We start from the raw sequence: 26,435 nt of genomic DNA, 5'->3' as shown, positions 1-26,435 counted from the left end.
CTGTGTTAAAGGGGCTGTCTCAAAAGCTGGCACACTTAGAGACAGCCCCACCATGCACTTACTGTAATATTAGTATTTGAGCTGAATACTTTGGTGGCTCGGATAGAGCGAAGCGCTTCGGATAGCAATGAACAGCCCGTCCACTTTGTCGCGATTCCAAATGCTGTTGAAGTAGGATACGGGAACCGGATTTGCGCCGCAGGGCGGACCAACTTCGATCGTATAGCCCGGGCGTTGCATGTAGTTTGTCCACCAATCGTTCAATCCGCCAGCAGAGGGGTTGGGGCTAATTGGAACAAGCGGATACCCTGTTATACCAGACAATTGCTTGGCGTAATTTTGATCCACCAGCAGTTGTGTCCCCGTCACTTTATACTGCCAGTAAATGAGGCCCCCTGAAGCGTGGTACGTGATGAGCATTTGCGGATTAATGGCTTGGATAAGGCCTAAAAGAGACTTTACCTCCGCCGTATCGTACGGCTTCGGTCCTTTGTAGTCTTCGTACCATGGGTGCGTGACGGGATCGAAATAGATACCAGACCATCCCGCGCCAAATTGCCGATTTAAGTCAATTCCCTCCGCATTCGCTTTCCAGGACGTAAAATTGGACGATCCACCGTTCATCCGCTTCAGACCCGCCCAAGCTGAGGAAGGAAATGCAGACAATCCGGATTGTTCTAGCGTGACACCGTCCGGATTCACCATGGGTACGAACCACATGGTCGTTTTGTCCAGAATTGCTTTGACGTGATTGCCGTCAATGGTACTGTTTCTCTCGTACGCCTGGGCATACTGGTCCATCATGTACATGACGAGATTCGTCGTGATCCATTCTCTCGCGTGGAACGATCCGGTGACGAGTGCCGTCGCGGACCCAGTTCCAATAGATACCGCGTCAATGTTCCGCCCGTATGCCGTTTGACCGATCACCTTTGTGTGCACGAGGTCCGGATAGCGATTAGCCAGGGCCCGAATGTCCGCTTCCATATCTGTGTATGTATACTTTCGGTTGGGATTCACGATAGGTGAAATAGTATGCACGGTTGGACTGGGACTCTGGCCAAATTGTGACTGATCCAATGTCATACTCCAATGCTGGCCATCCCAGTTTGTTTGGACTTGAATACGCGGCAACACTTGCTGCATGTACCAAATTGGAACGTAAGTTGTCATGGCGTGAGAAGCCGGATCGACAGCCGCGACAGTGGGCATGTTGATAACCGGTTTACCGTTTACTGTAATAGACGGTTGATTTGCATTATTGGCCGGAAGGTTGGTTTCATCCCATGTGATGTTGCTTGGGATGGTGATGCTCCAGACGCCATTGTTCCATGTGTTCTGGATGTTTGCTTGACTGAGGGCTTGCATGACGTACCAAATGGGTATATACGTCGTCCCGTCCTTAACAAACGAGGAAGGAGTTGAAATCGTTTTTGCATTCAATGAGATAGACGAGGTTTGGTATGAGGGCGCAGGTGTTGTACTTGCCGTTGACGAATCCGATGCATGGGCTACTGCAGGCATCGAGACGCCGAGAAGCGACATGGCCGCGGCAATCCCCAAGAACTTGGCTGTGTTCAAGAAGGTGTCTCTCCTTTGGGACTGACTGGATGGTCTGTATTTGTAATCACTACATTCGCTCAGGAGATGACTATTCCTATCTTTTTCGAATTGTTCTTTAGTGGACGTGGGTTGCCATGGAGGAATTAGGAGGCAGACACAGCGGATATTTATATACATATGTAAGCTCTTATTTATATGTTTTGGTATTCTCATATTCACATGTATATATAGGGCAGTGATCTTCCAAGAAGCTTGCGGGGGATGAAAGTGGTAGAGCGGTACCTACCGCAACTTCGCAAGTTGCACAGCGAGATCCAGCAAAAAGGCAAACTTGCCATTCCGAGTCATCGATTCTACATTGAAGCCCTGGGTGATCATAGGTGGTTACATCATTGCAGAGTATTCTATCGAAATTTTATAAATTGCCCACGAATCGAGATACACTCCTCGTCGGGATTGACGGTGGCGGGGCTGTAGGTAAAAGTACCATAGCCGAAAAGATGATCGAGTTGGACGAAAACGTGACCATTGTACACATGGATGACTTTTACCGGCCTTCACAAGAACGAAACTTCGTTAATCCGGATATAATCGGTGCGAATTTTGATTGGGACCGGGTGCGCTCACAGGTCCTTATTCCATTAAGACGTGACGAACAGGGGAGATATCAGCGCTACGATTGGGACACAGACCAGATGGTTGATATTGAACTTCAGAGACCAAGTGAGCGTGCAGATGTGATCATTGATGGGACAGGTACGACAGGCGACATTTCGCATTACGAGGTTAACGTCCTACACGAGGGCGACAGATGGTTAAGTCTCTAACCGATCTGCCATCGCATACGGTTATTGAATGGGAGCTAGTTCAATTCGTGTTACTATCTATGACGTAGGAGAAGTTCGTTGTAGTAAGTTGGAGAAACGTCTGTAACAAAAATGAGTCCGGTTCGCTGAAAACTTGAGACTAGTGAAAGAAGCGGGTATTCACTATGAGTAGACGAGGATCGATTATCGATGTACCAGGCGTGCGTGTCGGACACGCCCAGGATGAGACGGCGCTAACAGGCTGCACCGTTATCATGACCGAGCAGGGAGCCGTTTGTGGGGTGGATGTACGTGGTTCGGCGCCGGGTACTAGGGAAACGGATCTCCTCCATCCTATCAACCTCATTCAGGAGGTGCATGCGGTCTGTCTGTCCGGTGGCAGCGCCTTTGGCTTGGCGGCAGCAACAGGCGTTATGCGCTACTTGGAGACTCAAGGCCACGGGTTTGATGTCGGGGTCGGTAAGGTGCCAATTGTTCCTGCCGCCGTCCTGTTCGATCTCGGCATTGGCAACGCCCACGTCCGCCCTGATGAACAGATGGGCTATCTCGCGGCTATGAATGCTTCTCGTGAAAAGGTTAGCGAAGGCAATGTGGGTGCTGGCTGTGGTGCGACAGTGGGGAAACTGGCAGGGATCAAGCGCGCCATGAAATCGGGTATTGGCACCGCATCAAGGATCATGCCAAATGGCCTCGTTGTGGGTGCGATCGTCGCCGTAAATGCGGTTGGCGAAGTACGCGATCCGAGCACCGGGACAGTTTTGGCCGGGCCGAGGGGTGACGAAGAAGGGTTGCTCGACAGCATTGCGCTCTTGACCGGGTCCGCTGCAGACGGGCCTCTGCCTGGTACGAATACGACCATCGCAGTTGTGGCCAGTAATGCCCGCTTGGATAAGGCTCAGGCCACAAAAGTGGCACAAATGGCCCATGACGGGTTGGCGCGGACGATTTATCCCGTACACACAATGCATGATGGGGATACCGTCTTCGCGGTGGCCACGGGTGAGAGGGAATGGGCAGTCGATCTCGTCGGTGCCTTGTCAGCGGAGGTTCTCGCTGAGGCAGTTGTCCGCGGCGTCAAAGCAGCTCGTTCTGCAGGCGGACTACCTGCCTGGGGAGATCGCGTTTCTGATAAGTAACACGTGCAGCCTGAGGTTTGAATAGGGACGAGAGCTTTAGTCGACAGGCCGCTGTTGCGTAGAAGCGTTCTCCTTCGACCTGCCATATGGTTCTCGTCCCTATAACCTCGTCTCAGTTCACGGAGACCGAAGTGTCGGCCGGTGTTTCCCGCGTCTGGATGAACAAGGTGCAAACGGCACCAAGGATGCCTGCAAGCAATGTCAATATCGTCACCATTTCATTCTTCCCACCCGTAAGGGTGATGACTGCGCCACCAATTGGCCCAGCGATCAGCAGGCCAATTGCCTGCATAATATTGTACACTCCGTAAACTGTTCCACGAACTTGACCCTCGGTTTCGTCGTCATGCGTCATGGCGTGTAGTAAGTCGCCCACGTAGGCAAATGAAGCGGTCAAGCTCGTTCCCCAAAATACGCCCTCAATGGCAACCAGTGCAAATATGGAATCCACACTGTGGATGGCAAAGGCGGATAGCGAAACTAGACCAAACAGGAAAATGGAGACGCCCATCAGTGTCCTCGGTCCTACCCGATGATAGACACGGCCTGTTAATATGGCACCAATGATGCCAGTGACGGTGAAAATGGACATGCCGATTGCTGAGTCGAACACGGTGCCGTGGGCCGTATGGACGACAAGCAGCGTAAAAAAGGATGCAATGGACTCGAAAGCAAGCCAAGCGAATCCTTGGCTGAGATAAAAGAAGAGAAAGGGTCGTTTAACGAGCGTACGATATGCAGCGCGTGACCGGTGTCCGGAAGTGGGCAATACGACGGATTCCGGAACGGTCAAGCCTGTCCAGAGACCCGAGCCTGTTATGAGGATACAGGTGAGTATGATTGACGCGATGTGGCTTGTTGTCCAGATAAGCGGGATGATGAGAAATGCGATTAGGTTTCCGATTTCCCACCAAATGTTGAGGTGGCTCGATGCGCGTCCCCAATAGGGCTTCGGGACGATGTCGCCCATCCACGCCTTGTATGGGCTTTCGGATGCCTGCTGAAATACGTAAAACAGTGCGATGAGGAAAATTTGCACGCTTGCTTGGCCATTGTAGGCAAAGAACAGGAACCAACAGAGGGCTGCACCGGGTAAGCAGACGAGAACGTACACTTTGCGACGAAAACCGCGCGTGCGGGTGTGATCGCTTAGGTAGCCCATGGTCGGATGGAGGATGAGACCGAATAGGCCTTCAAGTGCAAGTACGATCCCGATGATGGACGCTGACAAGGACAGGGATTGCAGAACAGCTGCGACAAACACTTTGTTGACCCCAAAGCCGACGTTTTTGCCTAAGCCTGCTATGGCAAGCAACTGTACTGACCGCGACGGATACTTCTCCATTTGTTCCAGTGGACGTCACCCTTTTTCTCACTTTTGTACTATCTTACGAATTGAACATTCCGTTTCTACTTGTTTTCCACTAAGTTCTCGTGAAAATTTAGTAATTTTTCGTCCGGAATCGGGACGAAATAGATCAGCCCTCCGCAAATTGCAAGCGCGCCAATGAGACCCACTGCCAGTCCGAGAAAAATCAGTCCAAGCTGGAGGATGACCTTCGGGCGCATCCAGTTCGTCACCCGGCGCAGTGTGAGGCAGCCAATCACGGCGCCCGCAAGCAGCGCCGCTATGGTGCATGCGTACTCGAACGAAGTACCTTGAAGCGGACTGAATACATGGACGGGTAAAGTGTATTTTGCATTCTGCATAGTCAGTAATGTGTCTCTAATTCTCATATATTACCGGGTCGATAGACTCACTCCTTTTACTTGACGGAATTTTCACTCAAGTGCCTTCGAAAGGGATGTCGAATAGGTACATAAATGCATTATTCGCCACAATTTTACATGTTGTGGGTATTGGACGGTACGTTCATCGGAGTAAAATGGGGAATGGGGATATGTATTCGCTCAGCGTTCGCCCAATCAATGGCACACCAATACACCAGGGGTGACAAATGGATACGCAACAAAAGTACGAGATGTTACTCAATTTGATCCCTGACTCCATTGTGGTTCACCGCCATGGGGTCATTCTGTATGCCAATCAGGGTACAGCCGACATGATGGGGTGTAATCAGGGTGATCTCATTGGCCAATCTATCTTTGACTTCATTCACCCGGATTCAATAGAAGAAACTCGTCAACGCATAGCGGTTCTAGAAGCCGGCAGTATTGAACCGACAGGTACGCCGGTCCTGGAACAGCGGTTCATCCGGGTCGATGGGTCGGATCTCCCCGTACACACTACGAACGTTGTTATAGAGGACGACGGTGAACGAAGTATTTTGTGTGTAGCGAAAGATATTTCGGACCTCAAGGTTGCTGAAAACAAACTTCGTTACCTTGCCTATCATGACTCCCTGACAGGGCTTGCAAACAGACGCAAGTTTATGGAAGAACTGACTCAATTGATCGGGCAGGATGAGACTGATCCAGTGAAGACCCGTTACGCTGTGTTTTTTATCGATATGGATCGGTTCAAGAACGTGAACGATTCCTTAGGGCACGTTCTTGGCGATGACGCTCTACGAGACATGGCGAATCGACTGCACAGCGATGTTCCTTCACAGGGACTGCTTTGCCGTCTCGGGGGTGACGAGTTTGCCATTCTTGCCCCCGTTCAAGGGAAGGCAGATGCAGAAGTCATCGCGGAGCAGTTGATTCGTCAGTTTGATGAACCATTACAAATTGGTGGTCGTCAATTCTCGCTAACGCCGAGTATTGGTATCGCCATGTATCCGTACGATGGGATGGATTGTGATTCCCTGCTGTTCCACGCAGACCTTGCCATGTACGGCGCGAAAGGACGAGGTGGAAACCGAGTTCAGTTCTACGGCGACATCAATCAACATGTTGCTGAAGAGCGCATGGAACTAGAGGCTGACCTCAAGGTGGCCATCAAGAAAGGTCAACTGATTCTTCACTATCCACCGAAAATCAACGTGGCAACCCAGGAAGTCATGGGAGTCGAGGCGCTCGTTCGCTGGTACCATCCTAAACTGGGTCTTGTTCCGCCTAGCAAATTTATTCCAATTGCAGAAGAAACACCTTTGATTTCCGAACTTGGAGAATGGGTGTTGAGGGAATCCTGCCGCCAAAACCAAGCGTGGCAAAAGCAAGGTTACACGCCAATGAAGGTGTCGGTCAACGTGTCGCCTCAGCAGTTCAAGCTGCAAAATATGCTGGAGCTCGTCCAAGATGTGCTGCAGGAGACGGGAATGGCGCCGGAGTACTTAGTCATCGAACTCACAGAGCGGATGCTCATGGACAACTCGCCGGAAGTTTCCTCTGTGCTAAAAGGATTACTTGAACTGGGCGTGTCCATAGCCATTGGCGATTTCGGTACAGGTTACTCGTCGCTCGCGTATCTCGGGAAATTTGAGGCTACGTTTTTAAAGATCGACCAGTCCTTTGTATCCGGCATGTTAACTGATAAAAGACTGAGCAACATCGTCAACGCCATCATCGACTTGGCTCATAACCTTGGGATGAAAGTCATCGCTGAAGGTGTCGAAACAAGCGAACAGCTTGACTACCTGCGTGGTCAAGGGTGCGATTTTGCACAAGGTTATTTCGTCTCCAGGCCCATCGATGAGCGAGCCATTGAAGACGAGTTTCTCACGGTCTAAATCGTCACCTGTTGCTCATATACTGGACAAGTTCCGGAAGCGATTGAATGATACATTCCGCTCCTGCGAGCTCAGTCCGATCACCAAATCCGAAGTTACAGCCGATAAAAGCCATGTCCACTTCCACCGCTGCGTCGCGATCCGTCGATCGGTCACCGATCATCACACAATCTTCCCGATCATAACGGGTCAGGTGCTCGCGCAGAATGTCAGATTTCTTGGTTCCTTTGACCGTCTCCAGGCAAAGGGGTGAATCGAAAAACTCGCGTATCCCTTGTGTGTCCAGTACGGCATCAAGATATTGTTGGCCACAGTTGCTTGCTGTTGTGAGTGTGTGGCCTTGTCTTTTCAACGCTACGAGAACATCTCGAGCGTGGGGCAGCAACACAGCGTTCTGTTCCATGTCTGCATAAATGAGGTCGCCAGACTCGCGAAAGGCTAATCTGTGCAATGCTGGGTCTGAGTGCTTTGCCATTAGAGTAGACCAAATCTCGGTGTCCGGGAGACCAAATGTTTTAAGTATCTGTTCATCTGTTGGGAGTTCGTCTGGCGTATAGCCGTAATTGATTAGAACTCGTCGATAGGCTGAGATCGCGAGTTGTCCGGTATCGATCAGGGTACCGTCGAGATCGAAGATAAGTACAGCCACAGGGTGCCTCCTTCACGTGCTTACCAGCGGTGTCTAACGTTCCCCACATAAGGGGATAGTTGGACAGGTTGGTCGTTATAATCCACGTCGATAACATTCTTTCACTGGTCTGTCCGTCTCAGTCCGTCATGATTGGAGCGGCCAAGCATTATGATCTCGCAAGGATGTCTCCACGAGACGGCGGATCCATTCACTTTTGCTCGTCTTTGTTCCTGTTTCTATGTACTGCCGCATGAGAAATAACTCGAGTGCTTTGTCCAAGTCTTCGTCGAAATAAAGTGTAGTCACTTTTCGCTTCAGTTTACGAGGACGTCCTGGCCCAGGTGACGGGTTCGCTTCGACCTTTGGATGGGACTCTGCTGTCGTCCCCTGTTCATCGCTAATGGGCTGAATGAGCTCTTGGTGAACAGAACGGGACCGAATTAATCGTTGCTGAAGTTTGCCTTTCAAATCGCTCATAGTCGGGTCAGCAGCTCCTCCACAAAATCCTCGTATTCCTTCAGGGCTGGGCGCAATTCACTGTTTGCTGCAAATCCTTGAAGGTTTAAGCGGCCTGTCGCGGCTCGACGGTACACGCGGGAAGAGAAAAGCATGGGGCCGTATACCTCATCTTCACTGAGTGTTTCCAGTAAGAGTTTGGCATCAGACCGTCGTTTGTCAACCATCGTCGCCAGTATCCCGGCCACCTGCAATTTCGGGTTCAACTGATTGCGTACGTGAAAAACCGTTTCGAAAAAGCGTGGGAGAGCGTCGAGGCAGAACTTACTGGGTTCAAACAGCGAAACAACATGTGTCGCCGCAGCCATGCCATTTATCGATTGGTCGCCTAAACTGGGTGGGGAATCTATCACGACAAAGTTATAGTCTCTGACTGCTAAAATTTTTTCTAGCGCTAGGCTCAACACGAGGCCGGGATTGCGGCCCGGATGGTAGTGTTCGAATTCTCTGTACAACCATCGCGACAGTGTGGCCATGAAATCCTCGCTGGGCATGAGGTCAAGCCGCTCGCCTACCTGGTGAACATAATTCTTGACGATGGACTCTCCTGGTTCATCAATTGCTTTCATGGCCTCCAGTGCCGTTTTGCCAGTAAACTCATATATATCATCAACGTCGCTGAGAAGATTCGTGAGGTTGCCTTGCGAATCTAAATCGACAGCGAGAACACGCCATCCACGCCGTGCCAGAATGTGGGCAGTTGCAGCAGCGGTCGTGCTTTTCGCGGCTCCGCCTTTCTGGATGCCAAAATACAGAATCTTCGTCTCGTCGAACAATGACTTGCCCACTCCCTTCCGCCACATTCTAGCATATTTTGCCCTTTGAGAGATGAATATCCGTTTTTATATTTCTATATTGCCTTATGTATGTATTTATAGGGATATGTATGTACAGTTTATATTGTGGCTTTATGAATCATGTTCCCTGGACTCAAAGAGTGACTGTCGAGAATTGACTCCTTACTCAGTTTCATGCCAGAATATGACCGAACATTTAAAAGAATAGATTTCAACGACAGGGTAACCAAGGGCAAAATTCACATCGCAAGGGGCGCGTACATCATGAGTACGCTGATTCGCAACGAGAAGAATCTGCAAGTGCATCGCGATGTTCTGGAAAGCATTTACGATGGATACTACGAAGTGGATTCACGGGCGAGACTCGTCTTACTCAATTCCTCACTAAGTGAAATTCTCAACTTGCCAGAATGCGAATTGTCTGGGCATCAATATATGAAGCACGTGTCGTTCTCGGAGGCGAGATCGCTGCTTCATCTGTTTTCGTACGTATGGAGTACCGGACAGCCACGACGGGCGCATGAGTTCCAATTCGAACGGAACGACGGGAAAGTTCTGACGCTTGAAGCCTCAGCTACATTGATTCTCGATCACGATGGTGCACCCGTCGGCATGCGCGGCATCATCCGCAACATGTCTGAACGAAAACGGGTGGAACGTGCGCGTCGGGAAAGCGAGCAGCGATATCGATCCCTCTTCGAGCACAATACGGATGCGATTATCCACTTTGATCTGAACGGGACTATCGTCGATGCAAACTGGGTGACAACCAGCTTTGTCGGGTATGATCCGAATGAGCTAAAGGGCGTGCCTGTCGATGTCTTTCTGTCCACACGTGATTCGCAGAAGATTCGGAGAGCATTCGCTGTCGCGCGGGCGGGCCTTTCCGAAGAGTACGAAGTCAATGTCCGCCATCGTCAGGGGAAGATTGTTCGGGTTCAAGTTCGGACGGTTCCCATCATCGTTGATGGCGATGTGGTCGGTATGTATGCAATTTGCCGAGACGTTACTGACCAGCGGGAGGCTGCCGATGCCCTCAAGCGCCTTAGTTTACAAAACAAGTCCATTTTAGAGTCTGCCGCGGAAGGAATCTGCGGAGTGGATCGGTACGGACGTACTATTTTCTTCAATCATGCGGCTTCATTGATGACGGGGTTTGCCCCGGATGAAATCATCGGGACGCGTTTACACGACTACATGCATCACACTCATCGTGACGGGTCACCTCATGACTTTAGCTGCTGCCCGACTTACGAGGCCATTCACACGGGCCACGTTCGGAAGATCCGGGACGACATTCTCTGGCGCAAGGACGGGACATGGTTCTCAGCAGAGTATGTTGTGTCCCCGATGAAAGAAAATGAGGAAGTGACGGGTGCTGTCATCGTATTTCGGGATGTCACTCAGCAACGCCAATCGGAAGATTTGCTGCTCCGGTCGGAAAAGCTCTCTGTTGTGGGCGAATTGGCCGCTGGCATTGCACATGAAATTCGCAATCCGCTAACGGCATTAAAGGGGTTTGTCCAATTGGCTGTTCGACATCCTGAGACGATGCATAAGTATACGGACATCATGCATGCTGAACTGGAGCGGATCGAAACCATCACAACAGAATTGTTGGCATTTGCTCGTCCGCACCTCACACAGTTCAAGCCCACCGACATCGGCGATCTCGTTGAAAGTGTTTACGCGCTGCTCTCATCACAAGCGATTTTGCATGGTGTTAACTTGAACATTACATTTAACCATCGCGATGCGAAACTATTTTGCGAGCCGGATCGGATTCGTCAGGTTCTCGTCAATCTACTGAAAAATGCCATCGACGCGTTGGCGGATGGCGGGACTGTTTACATTTCCACGTGGGAGGCAAAGCAATCCGTCTTCCTTGCTGTTCGAGATACGGGAAGTGGCATGGACGACGAGATGTTGAAGCGCGTCGGGGAACCGTTTTACACGACCAAAGCGGGTGGAACGGGTCTTGGAATTATGGTTTGCCAACGTATCATAGCGTCCCACCACGGCCGCATCACATGGGATAGTGAAATCGGTATGGGAACGACCGTGACGATTCAACTACCAAGGCATAAAGGAATCTGACAGTAATGGCCACGGTGGCTGTATTCCAAAGGAACGTCGGTGGCGGGGCGGGCGACGCTGCTGTGTCGTGCGGACCTTGGATTCAGGCGATCCCGGGCTCTTGAGTAGGTTTTCTCCAGTTTGCCGTCATTCAGAAAAGACGGGTGGGTGGATCCTATTGGGAGCCACCCACCCGTCTCCATACCCGATCCAATAATAAAATCATTCCGTTGCGTCAGCCTTTGCGGCTATGTCTGGTTTTTAATCTGTCTCTTTCCCTTTACCCTTTGACCCCTAATATGGCCACATCCACCCGCTCGCATGATGCCCGACAATCTTCCATAAGACAGCGTTCATTATCCTACGAGTTTCAAGAGGAGCAGCCCTGGGCACAACGCCAAAAAACCACCCTGAAATAGGTGGCCGGTTGCACAATTCACTCCCCCAAGACCTATGTGCCCAAGTATCGGTGATGGGATCATCGCGTCCACACTGCAAACAACTTTGATTAACATTAACTGAATTATATGAGACGCCGATTACGCCGTCAACTGGTCTATCCTTTCTATTTTTTCTTGAACATAACCGTCGGATCTTAAAACACGGAAACCCAAAAGTCTTCCATGAATTGGAATGATAGTATGGTACAAGGAATTTTCAATAAATGTTGCCCAATTCATGTAACATTTTGATCGATTTTGTCGTCTAAACTATTGTCTGATTTCTATCTGTCTGAGACGATATTGGTAGGGCATCCACCGCTACACCAATTTTTGGAGGAAGAGTAATGAAAAAACAGCATCGAAGATGGGCTATGGGACTAACAGCCACCATCACACTCGGGCTTCTCGCTGAAGCTCCCACGGCACTTGCTGCCACGTCACCAATCGCCTCCCAGCAAAATCTCACGAGCCTCGGTTCTCTATCAACACAGGTAACAGGACTACCAGACTCGACGTTTATGCAACAAGAGTCGGCTTACCAAGGCTCCATTACAGGTCAGTCGGGTTGGCGAGGCTTCAGCCACCAGACAGGTCGAGATATTACAATTCAATTTCCCAAGCCGGTCGATGTCCAGCACATAGAAATTACAGCACTGCAAAATCCTCAATTAGGCATTTATTTCCCGGATTATGTCCAATTTGAATTTCAAAAAAATGGACAGTGGTACTCGGCGGGGAAACGAACAACAGCATTGCCGCAAAGCGGCCAAAGTGTCAGTACGCAAGTCTTTCAGTTCAACCAATCGGCAGGTGTTGAGGCCGATGCGGTTCGTTTACATATTCCCGTCGCTATATGGGTGTTTGTAAGGGGACTCAAAGTCTCAGGGAGCTCCACGCAAGTTGGACAGGATCCATCGAAACTGACATCGATAGGCGGAGTTACAACGGACATGGGGCCGCTCTCGCCAACCGCAAAGAATGCGCACGGCATTCACAATATGCTTCTGGTAGAGACAGGTGCGTACGGCAACCAAGGGACTTGGTCTGCGAACGACTTTCGGCCCATGGTGGCGTACACGGACCAAAGTGGTCAAATGACGTCGCCGATGTTCGATACCATGCTATTTCTTCCTTACGGAACTGTCGGGGATACAGAGTCCGCACTCACGAGCTATCTCAACGATTTGTTTGCGCCAGGACAACAACTCAGCGCCCTCGACCAGGCTGTGGCGACAACGAACACGGCGTTGAACCGACCTAGTTACAAGGAGCAAGTCGTATTAACTATTCCAAATTTCCCATATGGCACACACGACTTCGGTATGGTGAATGGACAAGAACTGAACTTTGGCGGCTCAACCCAAGACCCGAACGCTTCACAGGCTAGGCAGGCAGCTCTGCAATGGTATATCAATAGTCTCTTAACGCGTTGGAAGACTGCGAACTTTCAGCACTTGCAACTTGTGGGACTCTACTGGAACGAGGAACAGTATCACAGTGCCAACCCAGGAGAACGCGACTATCTGAACGCTGGGCTCAAAGCGGCACACGACAATGGGTTACCACTGTTTTGGATCCCATTCTATGGGGCTGACCAAACATCTGTATGGAACGATCTCGGCTTCGATGCAGCTTGGATTCAGCCAAATTTTGTTGAGCAAGGAAACGCCGCCGACGAGGTACGTATTAGCAATGCGATGGAAACGGCAAATCTGGATGGCATGGGAATCGAAGTGGAATTAACCGGACTGGACGCCGGTAACCAGGACCTCTACAACACTTTTCTCAGCAAACTAGATATGGAAGGATTCGGGCGGGATCAAGTGACTCACGCGTTCTATGACGGATCGAAACTGTTGGTCACTGCCGCTAATTCAACCGATCCGACACAGCGAGCTGCGTACGACAATACAGCCGCATTTATTCAAGGGAAGTGATGTCATGAATCAACGTCGAACTGGGGCACTCATTGCACTGACGGGCGTGGCGGCGATGAGCGCGTGGCCGGTTTTCGCATCCGTCGCACAAGCTGCATCGACACCGCATTATCAGATGCAAAAGAAGGCTATCGTCCTGAATGGCAAGACGGTTACACAGCCATACGGTTTTGCCTATAACAATACGATGTACATGCCCATATGGTACGTCATGAACACCCTCGAACAACTAGGCATCAAGAGCACGTGGAATCATAACGTGTGGAACATGACCGTGCCAAGCAGTTTTTCCGTGGACACTTCCAATATTCAAGTGGGAACAGGTCAAATTTCGCTCGAAATCAACGGCAAATTAATGCACAAGGTAAACGGTATTGCCGCCATCGATCCGTCGACTGGTAAACCCACCACGTTTATTCCCATCTGGTATACGCAGCAATTGCTCGAGCGTGTGGGGATTGACTCTCCGTGGGACGGGACGACTTGGGTTCTGAAGAACGCAGTGCAGCCGCAACCCAAGCTTCCCGCCAACGAGGTTGCCACGTGGCAGTTCCTCCAGGGTGTGGAGAAACAATTCGGTGTGACACCAAGTTCAACCGGTGCAAGCAAATACGACGACATCGCGTCCTCTGACTCGCACTGGGGCATCGTTCAGAGCGCCATTGCCAAGGGCATATATCAACCACCCTCAGCAACCCACTCGGGCGCCTATGCGGCCATTGATGCCAAAACTGCGGACACTATTCTGTGGAATGCGTTTGGCCTGAAGAACGGGGCATTTCAGCCCGGTGCGGACCCTTCAGATTGGGCCAACATCGTTGGTCTAAATCCATCTGGCATTCAGTCAACAGACTTGTTGACCCCGCAGGAATTGACTGAAATAATGTCGAATCTTGCAGACAATCAACAAGGATTTCGTGTAACGGGTGCAAACTCATATCAGATCGACTATCCGATTGAAGACGAGGCAACGGCAACCTTTACGGGCGCCACGAGCAGCGGGAAACCATTTTTCCCGTCGAATCAAGACGTTCAAGCCGCTATTACAAATACCTATCAATTCTATGACGGAATGCACTTGACGAATGAAAGCGGGACATGGGTTTTATCGATTCCGAGTCTTTCCGGGACAAAGTGGTTCAGCTATACCTCGACGCTTGGAGACGTACAGTATCAGCTCCCGGGTGATAGCACGTGGCAGTCTGCGTCCACATTGGACAGTCGTGAACTACAGGTTTCACCAACTGATCAGATTCGGATTCGAATCCCCCAAGATAACGGCTTAACTATCACGATGAATCAAATGCTTCCGGATTTTGGTGGCACCGTGACATTGGGCAGCCTTGACATCGAACTCGGTACGGGGGGACCTGTCGTCCACCGCGTTGATATCACTCAGTAATATGAACCCCAGATTCAGGTTGGTCCAGGGAATGAAAGACGCCCTCCCAGGGGCCAATCTGAATACGGGTTGAGAGAAGTGGAGGTTCACCATTGAAGACTCATCGTTTGCTTGCCATAATGACGCTGCCGACACTTCTCTCAGTTGCTGTGCCGGCCACGATTTATGCGCAAACATCTTCAACAACGGCATCGACAACCACAACGGCAGGGCAACCGTCTCTGCAAATGGGATCCAAAGGGGATGCTGTTGTACAGCTACAAAATGACTTGAACGCACTCGGATTCACAGTGGGGCAAGCGGACGGCGATTTTGGATCGCAAACAGCCGCGCAAGTCAAGGCATTCCAAGCGGCTCATCACCTCACGGTTGACGGCGGGGTCGGCCCCGAAACGTGGAGTGCACTGACCAAGGCGATGAGTGCGTTCCAATCACAGCCGGTAAGCCTCCCAGCGTCAAGCAAAGCTGTGACGCACATGGAGACAAAACAGATTTACTACAACGGCAAGCTCATTACGTCTCCGATGGGTTTTACTTACAATAGCACGGACTATATGCCCATTTGGTATGTCATGAACACACTGGACCAAATGGGATTCACACACACTTGGTCGAACAATGTTTGGAATATTATCATTCCGAGCTCGGCTGGCGTAAATATTGACTACAGTAAAATCAAATACGGGAAAGGCAGCACGTCCATCGCCATCAATGGGACTGTCGTCGCACGCGTGGACGGAGTCGTCCATGTCGATCCCGCCTCCAACAAGGCAACTATGTTCATGCCAACGTGGTACGTGATGAACGCACTGCAGCGATCCGGCATCCAATCCGATTGGCAAGGCACAACCTGGAAAATGACGCCACCACCGACACCGCCGTCGACACCGCCATCAACGCCGCCGTCGACGCCACCGACAACACCACCATCAACGCCGCCATCGAGCTCTACATATCACAATGTAGATCTTCGCTTCCCCGCACCGGCGGATGTGAATGCGTCGAGTATTGATCAATATCTGCTCAACAACAAATCACCTATGACCGGTCTTGGCGTGTCCTTCATGGACGCTCAGAACACGTATGGTGTAGATGCAAACTATCTAGTCTCTCATGCCATTCTCGAGAGTTATTGGGGACAAAGTCAGATATCCCTGCAAAAAAACAACTTGTTCGGCTACGGTGCCTTTGACTCGAACCCTGGCACAGATGCGGGCATGTTTCCGAGTGAAGACTATGCCATACGTTTCGAGGCCTGGGAAGTGCGCAATAACTACCTCGAGCCCGGTGCTTCCTTATACGTAAAGCCAACGCTTGATGGTATGAATGTGCACTACGCGACAGATCAGCAGTGGGCACAGAGTATTGGAAGTCTGATGGGTCAATTCGCATCATCGATTGGTTCCAGTATCAACGACTATCAGCAGTACCCATCCTCACAAACTGTTCCACAGCCACAAAGTCGTGTGGAGCCTGTGTTCTACTTCAACGGGGCAACTGGAGTTGTTCTTTCCAATCAATTTTACAACGGTGTTCCATATTTCTCGGACATGGGTACAGGAATGGATTCCATGTTCTTTGGCCCGCTTCGTTTGAATAGCGCAGGCCAGGCAGTACGTGAAGTACAAACTTTCCTCAATCAGCAGTTGGGATTGAAATTGACCGTCGACGGACAGTTTGGTCCAGCAACTCAAGCCGCGGTGAAACAGTTCCAATCACAAGTCATGAACATGGCGCAACCGGATGGTGTGTGGAGCTATCAAATGTGGACTCAGTACATGGGCACGCCTGCGAGTCTTCCGACCATTCCACAAGGTACCACCGTGACTGTGGATCAAGTGAAACAGGGCATGGCAGGGGGCCTCGTGATGCCGTGGTACCACATTCCGAACTTCGGATGGGTCGACTCCGAATATGTTCAGTTGACCAACGTGTACCGCGTCCAAGTGGGAAACCAAGGCGGGACACAGACATCTGTACCTGTTTACAATCCATCCAATCCATCGCAACAGATTGCGACCCTTCACAACGGAGACTTTGTTGTTTCCGGGTCGCCATCGCCGACAAACGGTATGTACCAAATCAAGATTGCAGCCCAGACACCTGCAGTAAGTGGCGGCAAGGCACCCGGCACGCCAATCAGTGGCGTCATTCCGGCAAATGGATCGGTTACGCTCGTTTCGCAACATTGACCGAACTTCTGGTGCGGATTGGACCCCATGTTTAAGTGAACTCGTCAAAATTCGCTGACATCAACAAAGGTCCCGCTCAAACTCCATTGGGCGGGACCTTGTTCGCTATGGGTGTTGGTTTAACGATGAATCGTCCGTGGAAGCTGCTGCAATTCCGTTTTAGCCGTTGACAATAGTGCCTCCATTCACATGCAAAACTTGACCACTCACATACGAACTATCTTCGCTTGCAAGATACACATAGGCTGGGGCAAGTTCGCAGGGTTGCCCGGCTCGCCCCATGGGCGTGTTACTCCCGAATTGTGCCACTTGGTTGGCGTCGAACGTCGACGGGATGAGGGGCGTCCAGATGGGGCCCGGTGCAACTGCGTTCACCCGAATTCCTTGCTTGATGAGAGATTGCGAGAGCGATCTCGTCAGCGTCACGATAGCCCCCTTCGTCGCTGAATAGTCGATGAGTGTTTCGTTGCCTTCGTAGGCCGTGATCGATGTCGTGTTGATGATACAAGCGCCGGGCTTCATGTGTGGAAGCGCCGCCTGCACCATGTAAAAGTAGCCGAAGACGTTTGTGGCAAACGTCTTCTGCAACTGTGCGGGCGTGATATCGAGAATACTGTTCTGGGGCTGCTGTTCGGCGGCATTGTTGACGAGGATATCCAGCTTACCGAATTTGGCGACTGTGTCGTTGACAGCTTTCTTGCAGGCGTCGGGATCGCTGACGTCGATAGGAATGGTCAGGCACTGCCGACCGTATTGCGAAAGGTCCTTCGCTGTCGTGTCCGCATCTTCGTGTTCGTTGTAGTAGATGACGGCGACGTCGGCGCCTTCCTTGGCGAAGGCAATCGCCACAGCGCGTCCGATTCCGCTGTCGCCGCCCGTAATGACGGCGACTTTCCCAGTCAGTTTGCCACTTCCTTTGTAGCGCAAATTGTTGCTCTGGGGCGTCGGATTCATCACTTCCTCAATACCTGGTTGCTGCGTTTGATGCTGAGGCGGGAACGAAGTTGGATACGATGTCGTTTGCACAGGCATTGTTTGAGTCTGCGAGTTGGCAGAAGCATTTTGTTTTTGTTGCGTCACACGATGACCTCCACGCGTCCAAGATAACGTACTGTCTTATATTGGATGACAGCGCGGATTATATGCTTAACGCGCAGAATCGTCTGGACGGCGGAACGGCCAGAAGTGCCCCTCTCCCACGACGGCAGCGCAGGCCGGGACAAAGAACGCCAGCAAGATAAACGAGTAAACGAAGAGACCTACGATGATCGATATCCCGATCTCGACTAACGATGTCACGCCCGCCACAGCCATGGACCCGAATGTTCCAGCCATGATGGCGGCTGCGGAAAAGATGACGTTGCCCATGTTTTTCATGGCGCTGTGCATGGCGGATCGAATGGAGGGGCGCCCAGATTTGAGTTCCTCGTCGAACCGCGACATCAGAAAGATGGAGTAATCGACACCAAGTGCAACGAGCAGCAGGAAGACAAAGAACGGGATGGTCCAACTGACACCCGCCTTGCCGAGAACGTGAACGGACACGGTCTGAAGAATGCCCATCGTCACAAAATATGTGCCCGCTAGGGACGCGATAATGTACAGTGGCGAGATGATGGACCGAAGCAACAGTACCAAAATCAGGAAAATGGCGACAAGGACCAAGGCCATAGTCCGGGTGAAGTCCGCCGAAGACACCCGATTCAGCTCTGCTTGTGTCGGGGTCGTGCCTGACAAGTACATCTGGCCTGAATGGATGGGGCTTTGAATAAATGCCGCCTCGGCCTGTTGCTGAATGGCTGGCATGCGATTGATAGACTCCATACTGTACGGATTCGTGCTCAGGATCACACGAATGTCGGCAATATGACCGTCCTTCGAGACATAGGCATCAATGGCCTTCTGCATACTGGCGTTGTTGAGTGCGGAAGGGGGAACGTAAAATCCGGGATTCCCGGTGCTCGTCGCTTTGGAGGACTGATTGAGCGCGCCTCTTACTTGGCCGACGCCTCCTGATAGCTGATTCAATGCCTGGTTCGCTTTGACTAAACCAGTGTTCAGTTGGCTTAACGAACTGCTGAGTGTGGATACCCCGCCCGCCAACTGCGAGGATCCACTCGCCAACTGGTTTGCTCCCTGCGACAGTTGTTGTAGGCCCGTTTGAAGTCGACCGGTTCCCGTCGCAACCTGTTTGGATCCATTTGCGATCTGCGCCGAAGCGGCCGCAAGTTTCTGCCCGCTCACAGCAACTTGTTGTGTTCCTTTGCTCACCTGTTGTGCACCATTTTGTAACTTTGATAGCGATCCGCTGAGTTGACTCATTCCGTTGCTCAGTTGTTGAGTCCCCTTTGCAGCTTGGCTGACGCCTTGTGCAGTTCCCTGTGCGAGTTTCTCGATTTGCTGCCAACTCGGGTCGGCTGTAGCTGACGGATGCGCTTTTGCCCAGGCGGCGAGGGCGTTGGCCAGGTTTGATGCACTTTGTGCCAACTGCGCTTGGGAATGATTCAATTGTGTTGCCCCGTTCGACACTTGTTGAGCGGCCTCTGAAGCTTGGGCGAGTCCGGCCGCCACTTGACGAGCGCCTGTCGCGGTCGCACTGGCCCCCTTGGACAATTGATTCTGGCCCTGCGCCAAGCTTTGAGCACCCTGCTGAACCTGTGCTGCCCCCTGCACGAGTTGCCCGGTTTGGCTGGCTGTCTGGGTGAGACCGTGGCTGAGCTCGTTCGCGCCTTGGCTGACGCCTTGTGCGCCGCTCACCAACTTTTGTGTCCCCTGTGACCCGGACACGGTGTTGAACTGGTTAGCCAGGCTGTTTAGTCCGTTTTGTACTTGGCTCAATCCACTTGCCGCTTGCGTGTTTTGGTTGGCGAGTTGGAACGCTTGGATGACTTTCCCTTGAGGACGAGTCGCGCTGTCCACCTCGTGCACGCCGTTCAATTTTGCCACGGCGTTGGATACGTTCTCAATGGTCGTCAAGCCCTCCGACGTCCGTAGGTCCTGCGGAGACTTGATCACGATGTCCATCGGCATGACATCACCAGGCCCAAATGCTCGTGCCACCGTGTTAAACCCTGTGACCGACGGGGCTCCGGGGATGTCCGACATCGGATCGAATGTGCGTTTGTCGGTAAACAGGAGACCGATTGGTATGAGTACAATGGCGATTCCAAGCAACGTTCGCCATGGATAGTTGAGGGCCAGATGAGCTGTAGCGCCCCAGATGCGAGAGGGCTTGTGGGCCACGCCACTGCCGATTTTGCGGGGCCAAAACACGATTCTCCCCAGCGATAAAATGAGGGCGGGAATGAACGTGAGGCAAGCGACGAGCGTGATGAAAATCCCTACGGCCACACCTACGGCCGTTTGGTACAGTCCAAAGTGTGCAAAGTAGAGAATCGCGAATGAGACAAAGACGGTGAGTGCACTAAAGATGACCGTTTTGGTGATGCCGCGCAGCGCGGAGGCAAGCGCCGAAATGCCCTCTTGGCCGTGCCCGATCTCCTCCCGGAACCGGTTCAAAATGATGATTGAGTAGTCCGTTCCGGCCCCAAAAATAATGGCGATGAGAAATGTGTTCGTGAACGTCGAGACGGGCAAGCCCAGACTGCCCAACCAACCGACGATGCTGCTCGACATCAAATAAGACAGGCCGATGGCGAGAAGTGTGACGAGGGGCGTGACGACGGATCGAAAGACAATGAGCAGGATGACGAGCACCAGAATGACGGTGACGACGGCTGTCTTCGCTGCTCCGTTCAAGGAGATGCTGACTTGGTCCTGCTGGATCGGTACGTCGCCCGTAAAGAGGATCTTCGCGTCTTTGGGCGGGTCCGAGAAAACTGATTTGACATGCTTCAGCGAGTCGGCCGTGGCTTGGTCAACGTCTTGTTTGGGAAAGCCGATGACGGCGATCTGAACGGTGTGATCGCTGCTATTAAATTTCGACGACACCGAGGCGTCTGTGTTGTACACGTCTTGGACGCTCTCTACTCCGTACTTTTCGTGATTGCGGTCGAGAGCGGACAGTTTGTCACGGAAATACTGTTTGTCCGCGTCGGTCAGCCCACGAGGGTTGTTCATTGCGACCACGGCAGTGCTCTTTGACGTCTGACTTGGATTGATTTGCTGGAGCAGATTCTGGGAGACGACGACGGTGGAATTGCTCGGAAGAAACTGAGTGCTCTTGTGTGACACCACTTCACTGAGTGAAGGCAATCCAACGTAGGCCGCGGCGGTTAATACGACCCATACAATCATGATCAGAAAACGAAATTTGTGGATAAAAGTAGCATAGCGTTCAAGCACCTGCAGTTCTCCTTTGCCCAGTGGCCACATGTTACTGAGGTTGGGATCCTCCCTGGAGATTCATGAGTAACGTATGGTATGTAGTTCAATCGCTTAACATTTTAGCAAGGGTAGAGAAGTCAATAAAAGGATAGAAAGCGATCCTGACGTTGAAATGGACTGCAATGTCAGAAATCCGTCATATCGTCGATTAGCGTACCCGAAAAGCGGGATGATTAGTGGATTCCGGAAATGATCCAGAATGAAATACATTTTTGGGAATAATTACTTGAAATGAAGGTGAATATGTCGTAATTTTGTGGGACTCCGTTCAAATTTACGACACTGTTTTGATGGTATACTCCTGGCAGGGTATGTACATCAACGTGCAAGTTGGGATAACAATTGCACAACATCTTACGGATTTGTGAAAGTGAGGGGTTGGTATGAATAGTTCAGTGGCCACGGTCGTTGCATCGGTGATCGCGGTGGTGTTTGCGCTCAGTGTCATCGTCGTTCGAATGCGTGCGTCTCGACGGCCCACGAATGCGCGAAAGATTTTAATCCCGCCCGTGATGATGAGCACTGGCTTTTTGATGTACATTTTTCCGTTCACGCATGAGCGGTTTGAATATGCTGTCATCGCATTCCTTGCCGGGTGCGTCTTAAGCTACCCACTGATTCTCACGTCAAAAATGTATATGCGAGACGGCAATGTCTACCTGCAACGATCGAAAGCGTTTATTTACATTCTTTTGGGGTTGCTTGTTCTTCGCATGATCTTGCATAGTGTGGTAGAGCAATACGTTGATATCTATCAAACAGGGTCACTATTTTTTGTGCTTGCTTTCGGCATGCTGCTTCCATGGAGACTCGCTATGTATATGCAGTATCGCCGAATTTCCGAGCGCGGACCGAGCGAATCGTCTGTCGAGTCCAAAGCTTAATTTGACTGTTCTCCCCCATAGGAGGTACGGTCAGACAACCTCTTAAACGATTTGTATCAAATGAGTTGTAGTAACCCCATCAGCACCAGCAAGGATATTATAGGAGGATACTCGTGCGCAGCATCAAGTGGATCATCATCGCTCTCGTCATCATTGCCATCCCCGTCGTTCAATTCGTCCGACCGCTTCCGCACTTAACCGTTCAAGCGGAAGGTGCGACAGTTCAAACGCTGCCTGGATCAGCGCCTCACCTTGACTGGCCGCAAGAAGGACAGGCAGCATTGACTGCAGTGGGCATTGGCGACATGGGTCAGTCTGGTGCCCAAACCCCGACACCTATCGCCAGTGTCACGAAAGTTATGACCGCTTATTTGGTCCTCAAGAAGCACCCGTTAGGTGTGGGCCAGGACGGCCCGACCATTACGGTCACAAATGAAGACTACAAAACGTATTTGGATGATAAGTCCAAAGGCCAATCTGTCCTCGCTGTGAAGGCAGGCGAAAAACTGACCGAACGGCAGGCGCTCGAGGGCTTGATGCTTCCCTCCGGCAACAACGTTGCAACTTTGCTTGCGAACTGGTCCGACGGAAGCGTCGACAAGTTTGTACAAGATATGAATTCCACAGCAAAGGCAATGGGTATGACTCACACGACATATGCTGACGCCAGTGGTTATCTCCCAGCGAGTGCCAGTACGGCTGTGGACCAAGTGAAGGTATTTTCGGCAGCAATGCAAATGGATGCATTCAAAACCATTGTGGGCGAAGCACAAGCACAGCTTCCAGTTGCAGGTCTCGTGTACAATGTCGACGCCCGTCTTGGACATGGCGGGATTATCGGCGGTAAAACTGGCAGCACTTCGCAAGCCGGAGGTTGCTTCGTATTCGCTTCACAAAAACAAGTGGGCGGTAAAAACGTCTTGCTAGTTGGTGCCGTGCTCGGACAGACGAAGGGTCCATCGGAACTCATGACAGCACTCGATGAGGGCGTGAAGCTTTCCCAAGAAGCTCAGGCGACGGTTCGTCAAGTGCATGTGGTCACGGCCGATCAGCCTGTTGCCACGGTCCAAGCGCCATGGGCAAGTGCACAAGTCTTGCACGCTGGGAAAGCGGTCGATATGATTGGTTGGCCTGGGATGCAAGTTCATAAGGTCGTTGCACCAGCAAAGAATGTGAAGAGTCACGTGAATGCTGGTGAAACTGTCGCGACGCTCACCGTTTCCGTGGGAAATCAGAAACAGACCATTCCATTGAAGACTGTGACGGCAATTAGCGGTCCCAGCTACACGTGGAGGTTGAAGCGGCTCTAAATTCGCTACCCCATGAACCATGGCGGTAAGGGTGGTCAGTCAACACAGGGAAGCGACCTCACAGACTAGGAGGTGCCGCATTTGGTACGGCGGTGGATATCCATTTTGGCTGGATTGGTCATCACCTTGGTGCTACTGATTGCCCTTGTTTTTTATTTGGCAGTCCGTTTTATGCCTTTCCAGGCCGCACAGCTTGAAAAGGTGCACCAACCGTCTGTTGTATACGCTAGTGACGGTTCGAAGTTGATGACTTTAGGTTCACAAAACACAGACTTAACGTATCAACAGATTCCAAAGAATTTGCAAAACGCCATTGTCGCAACGGAGGATCACACGTTCTGGACGAATTCCGGGATCGACATCAAGTCCGTGTTCCGATCCGCCTTTGTTGACGTGTTTTCCGGCAGCTTGGCACAGGGTGCAAGCACGATCCCTGAGCAGTTGGCCAAAATCACTTATCTGACGGCGAATAAAACATTCTCGCGGAAATTTCAACAGATCATTCTTGGAGTGCAGATCAATCGCAATTTCACCAAACAAGAAATTCTCGCCATGTACTTGAATCGCGTTCCACTGGGCGAGAGCAGCACGGGAGCAGATCAAGGGGCGTTACGCTATTTCGGAATCGATTTGAAGAAAAACCCGAACCAATTGACGTTGCCGCAAGCAGCTCTGTTAGCCGGGCTACCGCAGGCGCCATCGGCCTACGATCCGCTTCAACACCCGAAAGCCGCCCTTGCTCGTCGGAATCAGGTCCTAGAAAATATGGCTCACTGGGGCTACATTTCCGAAGCCCAGGCACAACAGGCTGAGCAAGCACCACTGGGCGTCAAGTTCCACTCATTCCAGGGGGATGGTTGGGACAGCCAACCGCTGCTCACCAATTTCTTGTTAGACTACTTAAATAAACACAAGATTTCACCGGATGAGGTTCAGCAGGGCGGTTTGCAAATTTACACCACCATCAGCCCCGCTGTCCAAAACGCCGTCAATCAAGTGTTTTGGAGTGGTCAGTACGACAGCGATTTCCCCGGCCCGACGTCGGGCACAGTCGTCCAGGGAGCGGGAATTTTCGTCGACCCAAAAACGGGCGGTATTTTAGGTGCGGCCGGATCGAGAAAACAAGGGTATACGTCGCTTGGGTTGGATCGCATATATAGTTCCAGTTCACCGGGTTCCTCCATCAAGCCCATCATGGACTACGCACCCGCCATTGAGTCTGGCAAGTGGTCGTATACGTCCGTGTTAAACAACGCACCACAGGACTTCGGTGGAGGGTACACTCCGCACAACTGGAACGCGAGCGGTCCAAGTAAGGTGACGTTGCAGTACGGGATCGAGTGGTCGCAGAACATCGCGTCTGTGTGGCTGCTTCAACAGATCGGTTTGAAAACGGGCGCTGATTTCGCCGCGAAGGACGGCATCCCGCTGACGAGCAGTGATTACAATCACCTCGGGATTGCCATCGGCGGCTTGGAAAATGGCGTAACACCCATGGACATGGTTGGCGCGTACACACCGTTCGCGAACCAAGGCGTTCGATCCCAACCGTATCTCATCACCAAAATCGTCAACGCACAAGGCACAGAGATTTATCAGGAATCACCTTCACAGAAACAGGTGATGACAGCTGATACGGCCGACAAAATGACACGGTTAATGCAGGACGTCGTGGATTTCGGCACAGGTCAGTCTGCGAAACTGGCAAACTGGGGTGTGGCGGGCAAAACGGGAACAGTCCAGTACGATACGGGCTTAAACGGAAGCCACCCGAACTGGATTCGCGATGGCTGGTTTGACGGCTATACACCGACGATTGTCGGCAGCATTCACATCGGCTACGATCATTCTTCGCCCACCAACCACATGACGATGTCACCAGTGGATCCGTCCGCGAACGCAGCAAAGCTGTTCCACGACGTGATCGCGTTGGCCCTGCAAAACCAGCAGCCACAGCAGTTTGCGAACGGACCGTATCCGTATGTAACGGGAACGGCGGACGGGGTCAACTACGTTCAACAGCAACAGCAGCCTTCGCAATCTCAAACATCGGGCCTTCAGGGGCTTCAAGCCTCCTACGATCCGGCGAAAAACCAGGTCACCCTGAACTGGAGCGGCGGCTTCCCGACAACCGTTGCGTACACCGTCATGCGCCAAACGATGGGAACTGGCTCAACCGATCAACAAACGCCAGTTGGCCAGACGACAGGTACGAGCTTGGTGGACACAAATGTTCAGCCAAATCAGGTCTACCAGTACACGGTCCAAGCAACTGACCCGAACTCCGGCCAACCGCTTGGCAACCCTGTGTCGACGACCGTCGCCACGGGAAACGTGACACCTCCAGGCCAAGGTCAGGGTGATGGCGGTGGCGGCCAAGTCCCGCCTGGAAATGGAACTGGCCCGGCGGGTGGCGGCCCGGGAGACGGTAGCGGCGGTCCAGGGGGCTCGACCGGCCCAGGCAATGGTCCGGGTGGTCCGGGTAGCGGCGGTCCGGGACCCGGCCAAGGTGGCACGGGGAACGGAAGTTCCGCCCCCACTGGGTATGTAGGTCCTGGCCCTGGACATCATCATCATGGACATCATTGAGGAAGTGTAGCAGGAGGCTGTCACGCAGCCGCCGTGAGGGCGCTTGCGGGGCGGCCTTTTTTGCGTCATGTGAGGCCGCGGAGCGCGGCTTTGGATGTGTTGGCCGGGGGCGGGGGTGGATTGGGGCGCTTGCGGGCAGGATCGGAGTTGTGG

At 51.9% G+C, this 26,435-nt stretch carries 18 protein-coding genes; 10 read left to right on the top strand and 8 right to left on the bottom strand.

The window, feature by feature from the left end; all coding sequences use genetic code 11:
• Positions 1-69: 69 nt before the first annotated feature.
• Entirely contained in the window at positions 70-1,581 is a 1,512-nt protein-coding gene (locus tag NZD86_RS21490; RefSeq protein ID WP_268044095.1) for a M14 family zinc carboxypeptidase, read from the bottom strand.
• Between the two features lie 374 nt (positions 1,582-1,955).
• Here NZD86_RS21490 and NZD86_RS21485 point away from each other — a divergent pair, with 374 nt between their 5' ends.
• Entirely contained in the window at positions 1,956-2,390 is a 435-nt protein-coding gene (locus tag NZD86_RS21485; RefSeq protein WP_268044094.1) for a uridine kinase family protein, read from the top strand.
• A gap of 164 nt (positions 2,391-2,554) precedes the next feature.
• Positions 2,555-3,526, top strand: coding sequence for a P1 family peptidase (locus tag NZD86_RS21480; protein ID WP_268044093.1), 972 nt, complete (start codon positions 2,555-2,557; stop codon positions 3,524-3,526).
• A gap of 112 nt (positions 3,527-3,638) precedes the next feature.
• On the opposite strand, the gene NZD86_RS21475 is transcribed toward NZD86_RS21480, so the two are convergent.
• Both NZD86_RS21475 and NZD86_RS21470 read right to left on the bottom strand, forming a co-directional pair.
• Positions 3,639-4,871 (bottom strand): MFS transporter, encoded by a 1,233-nt coding sequence (locus NZD86_RS21475; RefSeq protein ID WP_268044091.1) that lies wholly within the window; start codon positions 4,869-4,871, stop codon positions 3,639-3,641.
• 65 nt (positions 4,872-4,936) lie between these two features.
• Positions 4,937-5,263 (bottom strand): hypothetical protein, encoded by a 327-nt coding sequence (locus NZD86_RS21470; RefSeq protein ID WP_268044090.1) that lies wholly within the window; start codon positions 5,261-5,263, stop codon positions 4,937-4,939.
• A gap of 221 nt (positions 5,264-5,484) precedes the next feature.
• Between NZD86_RS21470 and NZD86_RS21465 the strand changes: the two genes are divergently transcribed.
• Positions 5,485-7,158, top strand: a complete 1,674-nt coding sequence (locus NZD86_RS21465; RefSeq protein ID WP_268044089.1) for a putative bifunctional diguanylate cyclase/phosphodiesterase — start codon at positions 5,485-5,487, stop codon at positions 7,156-7,158.
• Positions 7,159-7,162: 4 nt separating this feature from the next.
• Here the strand turns inward: NZD86_RS21465 and NZD86_RS21460 are convergent, their stop codons facing one another.
• The 3 genes from NZD86_RS21460 to NZD86_RS21450 all read right to left on the bottom strand — a co-directional run bounded on the left by NZD86_RS21460 (position 7,163) and on the right by NZD86_RS21450 (position 9,093).
• Positions 7,163-7,807: an HAD family hydrolase gene (locus tag NZD86_RS21460; protein ID WP_268044087.1), complete on the bottom strand. Its 645-nt coding sequence runs from the start codon at positions 7,805-7,807 to the stop codon at positions 7,163-7,165.
• A 126-nt stretch (positions 7,808-7,933) separates the two neighbouring features.
• A complete protein-coding gene (locus tag NZD86_RS21455) occupies positions 7,934-8,266 on the bottom strand; it encodes a hypothetical protein (RefSeq protein WP_268044085.1) in 333 nt (110 codons plus the stop codon).
• The gene (locus tag NZD86_RS21450; protein WP_268044084.1) at positions 8,263-9,093 is read right to left on the bottom strand and encodes a ParA family protein; all 831 of its coding nucleotides are present in this window, start codon (positions 9,091-9,093) and stop codon (positions 8,263-8,265) included. The genes NZD86_RS21455 and NZD86_RS21450 overlap by 4 nt, the downstream gene beginning before the upstream one ends.
• Before the next feature lie 273 nt (positions 9,094-9,366).
• On the opposite strand from NZD86_RS21450, the gene NZD86_RS21445 reads away from it, so the two are divergent.
• From NZD86_RS21445 to NZD86_RS21430, 4 genes are all read left to right on the top strand, one after another.
• Positions 9,367-11,199, top strand: a complete 1,833-nt coding sequence (locus NZD86_RS21445) for a PAS domain-containing sensor histidine kinase (protein ID WP_268044083.1) — start codon at positions 9,367-9,369, stop codon at positions 11,197-11,199.
• 766 nt (positions 11,200-11,965) lie between these two features.
• Positions 11,966-13,558 carry a DUF4855 domain-containing protein gene (locus NZD86_RS21440; protein ID WP_268044081.1) on the top strand — a complete coding sequence of 531 codons (1,593 nt, stop codon included), beginning with the start codon at positions 11,966-11,968 and terminating at the stop codon, positions 13,556-13,558.
• A 4-nt stretch (positions 13,559-13,562) separates the two neighbouring features.
• Entirely contained in the window at positions 13,563-14,960 is a 1,398-nt protein-coding gene (locus tag NZD86_RS21435) for a hypothetical protein (protein WP_268044080.1), read from the top strand.
• Positions 14,961-15,052: 92 nt separating this feature from the next.
• Positions 15,053-17,152, top strand: a complete 2,100-nt coding sequence (locus NZD86_RS21430; RefSeq protein ID WP_268044079.1) for a peptidoglycan-binding protein — start codon at positions 15,053-15,055, stop codon at positions 17,150-17,152.
• Positions 17,153-17,311: 159 nt separating this feature from the next.
• Here NZD86_RS21430 and NZD86_RS21425 read toward each other — a convergent pair whose 3' ends face one another.
• Both NZD86_RS21425 and NZD86_RS21420 read right to left on the bottom strand, forming a co-directional pair.
• On the bottom strand, positions 17,312-18,184 hold the full coding sequence (locus NZD86_RS21425) for an SDR family oxidoreductase (protein WP_268046996.1): 873 nt from the start codon (positions 18,182-18,184) through the stop codon (positions 17,312-17,314).
• A gap of 114 nt (positions 18,185-18,298) precedes the next feature.
• Positions 18,299-21,457, bottom strand: a complete 3,159-nt coding sequence (locus tag NZD86_RS21420; RefSeq protein WP_268044078.1) for an MMPL family transporter — start codon at positions 21,455-21,457, stop codon at positions 18,299-18,301.
• Positions 21,458-21,882: 425 nt separating this feature from the next.
• Between NZD86_RS21420 and NZD86_RS21415 the strand changes: the two genes are divergently transcribed.
• From NZD86_RS21415 to NZD86_RS21405, 3 genes are all read left to right on the top strand, one after another.
• Positions 21,883-22,383, top strand: coding sequence for a CcdC family protein (locus NZD86_RS21415; protein ID WP_268044076.1), 501 nt, complete (start codon positions 21,883-21,885; stop codon positions 22,381-22,383).
• Positions 22,384-22,496: 113 nt separating this feature from the next.
• Positions 22,497-23,693 (top strand): D-alanyl-D-alanine carboxypeptidase family protein, encoded by a 1,197-nt coding sequence (locus NZD86_RS21410; protein WP_268044075.1) that lies wholly within the window; start codon positions 22,497-22,499, stop codon positions 23,691-23,693.
• 72 nt (positions 23,694-23,765) lie between these two features.
• The gene (locus tag NZD86_RS21405) at positions 23,766-26,282 is read left to right on the top strand and encodes a transglycosylase domain-containing protein (RefSeq protein WP_268044074.1); all 2,517 of its coding nucleotides are present in this window, start codon (positions 23,766-23,768) and stop codon (positions 26,280-26,282) included.
• Positions 26,283-26,435 lie beyond the last annotated feature (153 nt).

The organism is Alicyclobacillus dauci, from assembly GCF_026651605.1.
Classification (GTDB): domain Bacteria; phylum Bacillota; class Bacilli; order Alicyclobacillales; family Alicyclobacillaceae; genus Alicyclobacillus; species Alicyclobacillus dauci.
Note: the sequence above shows the minus strand (reverse complement) of the source record. Positions and strands in the feature narration are given on the sequence as shown.